6 protein-coding genes are annotated in these 11,063 nt (G+C 73.9%); 2 read left to right on the forward strand and 4 right to left on the reverse strand.

The features are described 5' to 3' along the window. The first annotated feature begins 59 nt into the window (after positions 1-59). Positions 60-4,163 (forward strand): AAA domain-containing protein, encoded by a 4,104-nt coding sequence (locus ABZS66_RS17340; protein WP_354758633.1) that lies wholly within the window; start codon positions 60-62, stop codon positions 4,161-4,163. 49 nt (positions 4,164-4,212) lie between these two features. On the opposite strand, the gene ABZS66_RS17345 is transcribed toward ABZS66_RS17340, so the two are convergent. The 4 genes from ABZS66_RS17345 to ABZS66_RS17360 form a co-directional block, all read right to left on the reverse strand. Then, a complete protein-coding gene (locus ABZS66_RS17345) occupies positions 4,213-5,052 on the reverse strand; it encodes a hypothetical protein (RefSeq protein ID WP_354758635.1) in 840 nt (279 codons plus the stop codon). Positions 5,053-5,085: 33 nt separating this feature from the next. Then, complete coding sequence (locus tag ABZS66_RS17350) at positions 5,086-6,513, reverse strand: hypothetical protein (protein ID WP_354758637.1); 1,428 nt, start codon at positions 6,511-6,513, stop codon at positions 5,086-5,088. A gap of 330 nt (positions 6,514-6,843) precedes the next feature. Continuing rightward, positions 6,844-9,495, reverse strand: coding sequence for a cyanophycin synthetase (gene cphA / locus ABZS66_RS17355; RefSeq protein WP_354758639.1), 2,652 nt, complete (start codon positions 9,493-9,495; stop codon positions 6,844-6,846). Beyond that, the gene (locus tag ABZS66_RS17360) at positions 9,485-10,303 is read right to left on the reverse strand and encodes a cyanophycinase (RefSeq protein ID WP_354758641.1); all 819 of its coding nucleotides are present in this window, start codon (positions 10,301-10,303) and stop codon (positions 9,485-9,487) included. Before ABZS66_RS17360 ends, cphA begins: the two co-directional genes overlap by 11 nt. Before the next feature lie 264 nt (positions 10,304-10,567). On the opposite strand from ABZS66_RS17360, the gene ABZS66_RS17365 reads away from it, so the two are divergent. Further along, on the forward strand, positions 10,568-11,063 hold a 496-nt coding region (locus ABZS66_RS17365), incomplete at its 3' end, for a cellulose binding domain-containing protein (RefSeq protein ID WP_354758643.1).

Below are 11,063 nucleotides of genomic sequence, written 5' to 3' on the forward strand. Positions count from 1 at the left end.
TATGCGGAGAAGCCGCTCAGCGTATGCACGAACGGGTGGAATGGCGCTACCCTCCAGCCGTGGAGTACACCACGACCGGCGACTCCCGAGCGGAGCTCGTGCAGGCGGCCGCCCGACGCTGGCGGTCACAGCTGATCGACCTCGGCGGGCGGAACACGCTGCTCTATTACCGTGACCTCCGGGCCGGCACGCTCGACCTGTCGGCGGCGGAGGGCGTCGCCGTCGAGGCGCTGCTCGGCGGGCGGACCCTGCCGCTCGGCCAGCTGTTCCCCGACCGCGACCAGCACGCGGCCGCGATCAAGCGCGCCCGCACCATCCGGAACAAGGCTCGCGAGCTCGCCGAGGAGCGCGGCATCGAGACCTGCTTCGCGGCCATCGGCAGCGCCACCTGGCAGGCGGCGCCCGGCAGCGGGGCCGCGCCCTCGGCGCCCGTGCTGCTGCGCTCGGGGCTGCTGCGCGCCCGCGGGGCCGCCGAGGACGACTTCGAGCTCACCCTCCAGGGGGACCTCGAGCTCAACCCGACGCTGCTGCAGCTGCTGGAGGAGGACTTCGGGGTCCGGGTCGACGCCGACGAGCTCGAGGAGCTGGTCAGCTACTCGGCCGGGTTCGACCCGCTCCCGCTGTACGAGCGGCTCACCAAGGAGGCGGCCGGGCGGGTCCGCGGGTTCGCGATCAGCCCCCGGTTCGTGCTCGGCACCTTCTCCTACGCGAAGCTGCCGATGGTCACCGACCTGCGGGTCGCCGCGCCGGCCCTGATCGGGCACGACGTCATCGCGGCGATCGCCGGCGACCGGGAGGCCCAGGCGGCGCTGCGGCCGGTCGGCGGGATCGACCTGAAGGACCCGGACCTGATCCCGCCCGAGGACGAGTTCCTGGTGCTCGACGCCGACTCGTCGCAGAACTATGCCATCAATGCGGTACTGGCGGGGCAGCACAGCGTCATCAAGGGCCCGCCGGGGACCGGCAAGAGCCAGACCATCGCCAACCTCATCGCGTCCCTCGTCGCCCGGGGCAAGCGGGTGCTGTTCGTGGCCGAGAAGCGCGCCGCGATCACCGCCGTGACCGACCGGCTCAACCGGCGCGGCCTGGGCCAGCTCGTGATGGACGTGCACGACGGCACCACGTCCCGGCGCAAGGTCGCGGCCGACCTCAAGGCAGCCTTCGAGTCCGCCGCCCGGATCGCCCAGCCCGACCTGGTCGTGCTGCACGAGACCCTGGCCGCCCGGCGGGCCGCGCTCAACGACCACGACGACGCCCTGCACCAGGTGCGGGAGCCGTGGGGGGTCAGCGCGTACCAGAGCCAGAGCGCCCTGATGGCGCTGTCGTCGGTGGTCTGGCCGATGACCGGCGTCCGGCTGCGCGGGCCGGTGCTCGCCGCGCTCGACGCCGCGACCGCCCGGCGGGTCCGCGAGCAGCTGCGCGACTACGCGACGCTCGGCGGGTTCACGATGACCGAGCAGCAGTCCGGCTGGGCCGGCGCCGCGGTGCACACCCCGCAGGACGCCGAGGCCGCGTTCGACCTGGCCGAGCGGATCAACGAGCAGCTCCTCCCGGCCGCCCGGCCGGCCCTGCAGTACGTCAGCGACGGCACCGGGCTGCGGGCGCCGAACGACCTCAACGGCTGGCGAAAGCTGTTCGGCTTCCTCGACGCGGTCGCGGCGACGCTCGCCCAGTTCCGCGAGGACGTGTACCGCGCCGACCTCTCCCTGCACATCGCCTCGGCCGCCGACCGGGCCTGGCGCAAGGCGCACGCCGGCCAGCCCGGCACCGACGCCGGCTGGCTCACCCGCCGCCGGATGCGCAAGCAGGCCGCCGAGCTGTGGCGCGGCCCCGGCACGCCCAGCCGCGAGCAGCTGTTCAACGGCCTGACCGCCGCCCTCGCCCAGCGCGAGCAGTGGGCCCGCGCCGTCGTCGACCGGGGGGTGCCCCGGCTGCCGGCCGAGCTGGGCCGGGCCCGGGTCGCCTTCGACCAGCTCGACCAGGCCGCCGGGCAGCTCGCGCAGTACGTTCCGAGGCTGCCCCTGGGCGTCGCCGAGCTCGGCCGGGCGGTCGCCGCGCTGGCCGCCGACGAGCGCACGCTGCGCCGGGTGCCGCGCCTCAACGAACTCAGGACAGCGTTCGACCGGCTCGGCCTCGAACCGCTGGTCGCCGACCTGGCCGCCCGCCGGCCCGACGCCGACCTCGCCGGCGCCGTCTTCGACGCCTGCTGGCACGCCTCGATCCTCCAGCACCTCAACTTCACCGACCCGCGCATCGGCGCCTTCGACGGGCCGCTGCACGGGCGGACGGTCGCCGAGTTCCGCGACGCCGACCGGCGGCACATCGACGCCACCGCGACCCGGGTGCTGCGCGCCGTGGCCGAGCACATCACGCGGGCCCGCGACGAGTACCCCGACGAGAGCCGGCTGGTCGAGCACCAGGCCAACCTCAAGCGACGGCACCTGCCGATCCGTCAGCTGTTCGCGACCGCGCCGCACATGCTCACCGCGCTGCGGCCGTGCTGGGCGATGAGCCCGCTCGTCGTCTCGCAGCTGCTGCCCGCCGAGGCAAACCTGTTCGACGTCGTCGTCTTCGACGAGGCCAGCCAGGTCACGCCGGCCGACGCGGTGCCGGCCCTGCTGCGGGCCCGGCAGGTCGTGGTCGCCGGCGACGAGCACCAGCTGCCGCCCACGTCGTTCTTCACCGCCGCCGAGGAGGGGCCGGCCGCCGACCCGCTCGGGGTCAACGCCGACGGCTCGATCGACCTGTCGCTCACCTCCGGCTACGAGTCGATCCTCGACGTGCTGACCGCCCTGCTGCCGGCGTACCTGCTGCGCTGGCACTACCGCAGCCAGGACGACCGGCTGATCGGGTTCTCCAACGCGCACATCTACGACCGCTCGCTCGTGACGTTCCCGGGCGTCGCCGGCGCCGGCTCGCTGGAGCACGTCCACGTCGATCAGGCAACGGGCGGGGCCGGCGACGGCGAGAGCGCCGACGCCGAGGTGCAGCGCGTCGTCGAGCTGGTCCTCCAGCACGCGCAGCTGCGCCCCGGCGACTCCCTCGGCGTGATCACGATGGGCATCACCCACGCCGAACGCATCGACCTGGCGCTGCGCAAGGCGCTGTCGGCCCGGCCGGAGCTGCACGCATACTTCAGCGAGACGGCCACCGAGCCGTTCTTCGTCAAGAACCTCGAACGCGTGCAGGGCGACGAGCGCGACGCGATCATCCTGTCGATCGGGTACGGCAAGAACTCGTCCGGGCGCCTGCTGTACCGCTTCGGCCCCCTGCTCCTGCCCGGCGGCGAGCGGCGGCTGAACGTCGCCGTCACCCGGGCCCGCCGCCGCATGACGCTGGTCAGCTCGTTCACCGCCCACGACATGGACCCGGCCCGCAGCACGTCCGACGGCGTGCGGCTGCTGCGCTCGTACCTCGAGTACGCCGAGTCGGGCGGCACCTCGCTGGCCGCCGCGGGCGTGGACCGCCCGGCGCTCACCGCGTTCGAGCAGGACGTCAAGGAGCGGCTCACGCAGGCCGGCGTCCCGGTGACCCCGCAGTTCGGCGTGGCCGGGTACTTCATCGACTTCGCGGCCGCCCACCCGAACCTCCCCGACGAGATGGTGCTGGCGATCGAGACGGACGGCGCGCAGTACCACTCCTCGCACACCGCCCGCGACCGCGACCGGCTGCGGCAGGAGCAGCTGGAGCGGCTCGGCTGGCGGTTCCACCGGATCTGGTCGACGGACTGGTTCGCCGACCCGGTCGCGGAGACGTCCCGGGCCCGCGCCGCCTACGACGAGGCGGTCGCCGCGGCCGACGCCAAGCGCACCGACGAGCCGACCGTGGTGCTGCACCTGCCCCAGGCGGCGCCGGAGCCGGTCGAGGACGGGCGCTCGCTGCCGCGGCCCGCGCTGCTGCCGGGCCGGCCGATCGGCGAGTACCCGCGGGAGCTGCTCGTCGACCTGGTCCGCTGGATCGAGTCGGACACCCTGCTGCGCACCGAGGAGCAGGTCATCGACGAGGCCCGCAAGGAACTCGGCTTCAAGCGGGCCGGCTCGCGCATCAACGCGGCCCTGGCCGAGGCCCTCGCGGAGGCGCGCGGCACGACCGCTCCCGCGGCGCCGCCCGCGCTCGACGAGACCAAGGTGCTGCACCCCGACCAACTCCCCGAGACCGACTGACCCACGCACCAGGCCCGTCGCGGCGCGCGGCGGGAGGGGCGAGCGGCGGTCAGTAGACCGGGTCGTCCCAGTCGGAGTAGTCGGTGAAGACGTCGTCGAACGGGTCGTCGTCGTGGTGGTGGTCGTGGTGCCCGTCCGGGTCCTCGGCGGTGTCGTCCGCCGGCCAGTTCAGCGCCGTGATCGCGGCCTCGACCAGGCCGGCGCCGGCCGCCGCGCCGGCGAACGCGGCCAGCACCGGGCCGGTGCGCGGGCCGCGGCCCGGCGGCGGGAGCCGCTCCGCCTCGCGCAGGACCGCGCCGGTCGCCGGGCCCGGCACGTGGACCCAGGCCGGCGCCGCGAACCGCTTGGCCGGCACCGTCACGTCGACCCGCTGGAATGCGTCCGGCGCCGTGTCGCCGTAGCCGTGGGAGAACACGTCGGTGTAGAGGTCGTCGGAGACGATCAGGGCCAGGTCGGTGTCCTCGTGGTCGTCGAGGACCTCATGCAGTACCGCAGAATCCAGAAGACGGCAGGCGTGCACCACCGACCGCCCGACGAACCCGGTCGCGGCCCGGTGCACGATCCCCTGGCTGAGGGCGGCCCGCAGGCGCATGCGGCCGGCGATCCCGGGCACCTGGTTGGCCCGGTGCAGCGCGGCGTGCGTGCCCCGCAGCAGCAGCGGCAGCTGCCGACTCTCGTCGATGCCGGGCGGCAGGATGACCAGCTGGCCGTCGCCGCGGTCCTGGCGCAGGCACTGCTTCACCCCGACCCCGGCCCGCGTGCAGGCGCGCTCCAGCGTCCACAGCAGCGTCTGCTGCAGCTCGACCTGGGCGCGGTTGTCGCGCAGGCTGTAGGCCTCGACATCGACGACGAGCGTCACCCGCCGTACGCCCGGCACGTCCAGCGTCACGATTGCCTAATCTAGGACGCGGGCGCAGCCCTGTCAGTCGACCAAGCGGAGGGCAACGGTCGGCGCATCGAGCAGGACGGACGCCGGTTCGGACCCGACGATCGTCTGCAGCCGGTGGTCGCCGACGACCAGCTCGACGCCGGTGTAGAGCTCCACCGAGTCCCAGCCGTCGAGCCGGTACGACTTGCGGTAGAGCCGCTCGGTCTCCTCCTTGATGTCGGGGGCCGAGCGCTTCCAGATCACCGTGCCGTTGTCGCTGGTATCGGTGACGACGAGTTTCCCGCCATCGACGGCCAGCTTGACGTGCTCCTTGGCGATCCAGGCGGCCGCCGCCTCGTGCAGCCACGCGCCGACGGAGACGTCATCGGGGTCGGCCGGCTCGCGCCCGACCACGATCGGGTGGTCCTGGCTGACGACGAACCGTCGCCGCGCGAGGTCCTCGACCACGATCGCCACCGCGAAGGCGGCCGGGCGCGGCCCGACGTCCTTGACGGCCTCGCCGTGGCGTGGGCAGGCCGGGACGCCGGCGCGCATGCGGGGGACGGGCTGGCCGATGCGCCGGAACCGCCCGAACGCGGGGCAGTCGGGCTCGCCGCACTGCCACTCGCGGGCCATGAGCGCGGCCCCGACGCCGCTGGGCTCGGCCCGGGTGAAGCGCCGCCGGACGACGCGCGTGCGGCCGAAGCGCTGCGCGCCGCGAGCGGTGAACGACTGCAGTCCGTCGGGCTGGCCACCCTTGGGCGGCTCGGGTTCGGCGGCGGCCGCTGCCGGCTTCGTCTCGTCCGCGGGCTCCGCCGGCTTGTCGACCGGCTCGGCCCCGGTGTCGGCGGCCGGCTCGGCAGCGGCGGCGCCCTCCGCCGTCGTCTCCACGTTCGTCGCTGCCTTCGTGGAGGCTGAGGCTGAGTCCGGCTCCGGCGGGATGATCGGGAGAGTGGCCTTGCCGACGACGACCAGGCGCTCCTTCCCGTCGTTCGGCGGCGGCGGCTCACCGCCCGGCGTCAGCACCGCGCCGCCCGCGCGGGGCACCAGGCGAAGCACCCGTTCGGGGCTGTCGACCAGCCAGGGGAAGCGGGTGGCGAACTGCGGCACGTCGCGCACGACGATCAGCGGCAGCCCCGTGAAGTCGGCGATCTCCACCGGCCGGTCGGCCACCACGGGCGTCACCTCGATCAGGCCGTCGTCCGCCCACCGGCCCAGGACCATGCGCTCCTTGGAGGTCAGCGCCGCCTCCGAGAGCACCTCACGCCCGGCCACCGGGTACAGCATCGCGCCCGCGTCGATCAGGTAGCGACTCAAGGCGTCGACCACCATGCCGAGGCGTAAGAGATTGATCGGGCGACCGCCGTCGAGGGCCACGAAACGGGCCACCTCCGCCAGGTCCACGACGGCCTGCGCGAGCGTGACGTCGGTCGTCAGCCGCTGCTCGATCGTGTCCATGACCCGGCTGACTTCGAACCGCACGGCGCCTCCAACCCTTCGACCCCAACACCCTATGGGGAAGCGGCGCCACGAGGTATGGCGTCACCAGGATCAGACTTGTGTACCAGTCGGGAAGGTTGCACGCCATAACCAACAAACCGACGATCAGGCTACGAATCGGGTCACGGGTTCCTCGGCTTCGGTGTTTTCGGGCTCTTGCCCGGCCCTTTCCCGGAGTTCTCCGAGTCCGCGCCCGAGTTGTCGGATCTTTCGTCGTCGTCACCCGGCAGGATGACCACCGACTCGCGGCACGCCGTGTCGTTGAGCGCGAAGCCGGCCGGGCCCGCGGGTTCGGCGGGGAGCGCACGTCCGTCACACCAGCATCCCGATCGGCTCCGGGCTGCGGGCCGCTTCGTCGGCGGGCACGGCGCCGAGCGCGGCCAGCCGGGCGAGCACCGGTTCGATCTTCTCGTACAGGAAGAGCACCACGTCGCCGGGCCGGGCCAGGTCCAGCGCGGCCGGCAGCGCCTCCTCGGCGGTGCCGACCTCGGCGAGGGTCGTCGCCGGGGCGACCCGCAGCAGCTCGTCGCGGACGATGGCCGGCACCTCGCCCGGTGTGCGGCCCCGCCGGTCGGCGTCCTCGTAGAGCACCACCCGCTGGAACCGCGTGCCGACCACCCGGGCCGACTCGCGCAGCAGGTCGTCGCGCCGGTCGCCGGGCAGGGTCACCGCCGCGACGGCCCGGTCGCCGCCCCACAGCCGCTGGACGAGGTCGCTGACGGCCTCGATGGCGGCGGGGTTGTGCGCGTAGTCGACCAGGACGTGGATGTCGCCGATTCGCAGCAGCGTCCCGCGGCCCGGGTTGTCCGCGCCGCCGAAGCTGCGCAGCCGCTCGACCAGCCGGGCGGCGGCCACGCCCAGGCAGCGGGCGGCCGCGACGGCTGCGAGGGCGTTGGCGACGAGGTACCGCGCGGCGCCGCCGAACCCGCCGCCGAGCTCGTCGACGGCGAGCAGCGGCACCCAGCGCCGGCCGGCCAGCTCGACCAGCCAGCCGTCGGCGAGCAGGTACGCCCGCCCGCCCGTGTCCCAGTGCCGGCGGACCAGGGCGTTGCGCGGGTCGAGGCTGCACCAGATGATCTCCCGCCCCGGGAACGCCAGCTCCTGGCTGCGCGGGTCGTCGGCGTTGAGCACGACGGCGCCGCCCTCGCGCACCCGCTCGGCCACGATCGACTTGAGGTCCACCAGCTCGTCGAAGGTCTCGATGCCGTCCTGGCCGAGGTGGTCGGACGCCAGGTTGGTGATGATGCCGACGTCGCTCCAGTCGTAGCCGAGGCCCTGCCGCAGCAGCCCGCCGCGGGCCGTCTCCAGCACCGCCGCGTCCACGGTCGGGTCGCCGAGCACGACCTGGGCCGAGCGGGGGCCGGTCGCGTCGGCCCGCTGCACGGTCCGCCCGCCGATCACGACGCCGTCGGTGGTGGTGACGCCGACCCGCAGGCCGGCCCCGGCGAGCAGGTGCGCCGTCAGCCGGGCCACGGTCGTCTTGCCGTTGGTGCCGGTGATCGACACGATCGGGACCCGCGCCGGGGTACCGGCCGGGAACAGCGCGTCGACGACCGCCCCGCCCACGTCGTGCGCGCCGGCATGCATGCGCAGGCCGGGGGCGGCGTTGACCTCGATGACGCCGCCGATGCCGGCGGCGCCGGCCGGCGGGAGCTCCGCGTCGATGGCGGGCAGCCGCAGGTCGATCCCGGCGATGTCCAGCCCGACCAGGCCGGAGACGCGGCGGCACAGGTCGGCGACCGAGGGGTGCACGATCTGGGTGACGTCTTCCGCGGTACCGCCGGTGGAGAGGTTGGCGTTGTCGCGCAGCCACACCGTGCGCCCCGCGGCCGGCACGTCGGCCGGCGCCAGCCCCTGCCGGTCCAGCAGCGTGCGGGCCACGTCGTCCACGGCCAGCCGGGTGAGCGGGCGGGCGTGGCCGTCGCCGCGGCGGGGGTCCTCGTTCGCCCGCTCGATCAGCCCCGCGATGTCGGTGACGCCGTCGCCGACGACGTGGGCGGCGACCCGCTCGGCGGCGGCGACGATCCGGCCCTCCACCGTGAGCACCCGGTAGTCACGCCCGCCGAGCTGCCGCTCGACGACCGCGTCCCCGCCGTCGGCGGTGGCGGCCGAGAATGCCCGCAGTACCGAATCCGCGTCTTGAAGACCCAGGAACACGTGCTGCCCCTGGCGGCCGGCGCGGGGTTTGACCACGACCGGGGCACCGAGCTCGGCGAACAGCTCCAGCGCCTCCTCGGGGGTGGCCGCCGGCCCGCCCGCCGGCACCGGGACGCCGGCCTCGCCGAGCAGCTGCCGGGTCAGCTCCTTGTCGGCGGCGATGTCGACGCCGATCGCCGAGGTCTGGTCGGTGAGCGCGGCCCAGACGAGCCGGCGGTGCCGCCCGTACCCGAGGCGCAGCAGGCTGAGCTCGCCGATGCGCTCGACGGGGATGCCGCGCCGGCGCGCCGCCTCGGCGATGGCGTTGGTGCTCGGCCCGCTCTTCTCCCGCTCGTACCGCCGGTGCAGCCGGTCGAGCGGTTCGTGCGTCTCCGGCTCGCGGCCGTCGACCACCGCGTGCACGACGTCGATGGCGAGCGCCAGGAGCCGCTCGGCCAGGTCCGAGTCGAGCGGCTCGTCGAGCGGGCACTCGGTGATCACGTCGTACTCGTGCGGGTCGGGGGTGCCCACCGTCCGGCCGAAGTTGACCGCGCGCCCGATCCGGTTCGACAGCTCGATGCTCACGTGCTCGGCGGTGTGCCCGAAGTACGTCCCGCCGTACAGCCGCTTGACGAACCCGCCGGGCTCGCCGGCCGCGCAGTGGTGCTCCTCCAGCCCCGGCAGCAGCGCGAGCAGCCGCTCGGGGAAGCCCGGGACGTCGCAGCTCTCCCGTTCGGTGAGGTCTTCGAGGTGCACGCGGGTGATCTGGACGGGGCGGGCGAGGTACCGGTTCGGCCCCCGCAGACGGCGGCTGCTCTCAATCCGCATGGTCTTCTTCCGATCGTTTCATGGGCATGCGCTCGGTGAGGTTGAACCGGTGACCGGCCGGCAGGACGTGCAGCTGGACGCCCCAGAGGGCGATCGGGTTGTCGGCGGCGGGGCAGGTAATCCGCTTGGCGGGCCCGGCGTCGATCACGGTGACGGCGCCGCCCCCGAGCACCTCGAAGACGACCCCGTCCGCCTCGGTGTCGACGAGAATGGCGGTGTTCTCGTCGATGCCGAGCCCGAGCTCGTGCGGAAACATCGCGATGGCGCTGAGCAGCCGGTTGAGCCGCCCGCGCTCGGCGAAGTGCATGTCGATGAGCACGCCGGGCAGGAACTCGAGCCCCGGCCCGGTGCGCACGCTCTCGCTGGAGACGGAGGCGATGCTGCCCCCGAGGATCATGGTGCTGGACATCATCGCGGCGCCCGCACTGGTACCGGCGAGGACCAGCCCGTCGGCCAGCCGCGCGTGCAGCGCCGAGTCGACCTTGGACCCGCCGATGGCGGTGGTGATCCGGAGCTGGTCGCCCCCGGTGAAGAACACGCCGGTGGCCCGTTCGATCGCCCCGACGGCGAGCTCACCGTTGGCGTCCTCGCGGCTCTCCAGCCGCAGCGGCAGCACCCGGTCGGCCCCGAGCCGCTGGAAGACCTCGGTGTACTCCTTCTCCCGCTGCGCGGGTGCCTCGGAGGCGGTGGCGATCACCACCAGCTGCGCGTCGCTGCCACCCGCCAGCGCCACGAACCGCTCGAGGATGGCGTCATCGCCTGGGTCGTGGCTCTCCGCACCACCGATGACGAGCAACGTTCCCGGCATCCCACCTCCACACCCTCTTCATCCTGCAACCGCAAACCACCCGCCGCGGCCGTTCCGCCGAACTCCCCACGTCGCGCCCACCGTCACATAGCGTGGCCGACCCCGCCCGCCCGCTCATTCCGCTTTCACCCACGGATGCCACCGCCGCCCGCCCGCGGGCCCGGGCGAAGTTCTATTGATCGACGTCTTTACTGTTAACAAACCTTCGCGTAACGTGCGAGCCAGGGCGCCCCAACCCCCTTCTACCCGAGGCAGGAACCCATCGTGAGACTGCGAATCGGGGTGATCGCGGCTGCCCTCGTAACGGCCGCGGCCACCGTCATCACCGCGACGCCGGCGTTCGCGGCGCCCGCCACCGCCGTGTTCCAGAAGACGTCCAGCTGGGGCACCGGCTACGAAGCCAAGTACACGATCACCAACGGCACGACGGCGACGATCACCGGGTGGACGGTGGCCGTCGACTTCCCGTCCGGTACCTCCGTCTCCTCGTCCTGGGACACCACCCGGACCGGGTCGAGCGGCCACGTCACCTTCGCCAACGTGGGTTGGAACGGGACCCTCGCCCCGGGCGCCACCGCCAGCTTCGGCTTCATCGCGGCCGGCAGCGGCGACCCGGCGAACTGCACGCTCAACGGCGCCGCGTGCTCCGGCGGCACTACGAACCCGGGCGTGCCGGGCGCGCCGAGCAACTTCCGCGTCACGGCCACCACCAACACGAGCTTCTCGCTGGCGTGGAACGCTTCGACCGGTACCGTCACCG

It is taken from the genome of Dactylosporangium sp. NPDC005572 (genome assembly GCF_040605515.1).
Taxonomy (GTDB): domain Bacteria; phylum Actinomycetota; class Actinomycetes; order Mycobacteriales; family Micromonosporaceae; genus Dactylosporangium.

Excerpts from the sequence above, each read along its gene's own strand:
- cphA (WP_354758639.1), bottom strand. The coding sequence starts at position 9,495 with ATGCGGATTGAGAGCAGCCGCCGTCTGCGGGGGCCGAACCGGTACCTC.
- ABZS66_RS17360 (WP_354758641.1), bottom strand. The coding sequence starts at position 10,303 with ATGCCGGGAACGTTGCTCGTCATCGGTGGTGCGGAGAGCCACGACCCA.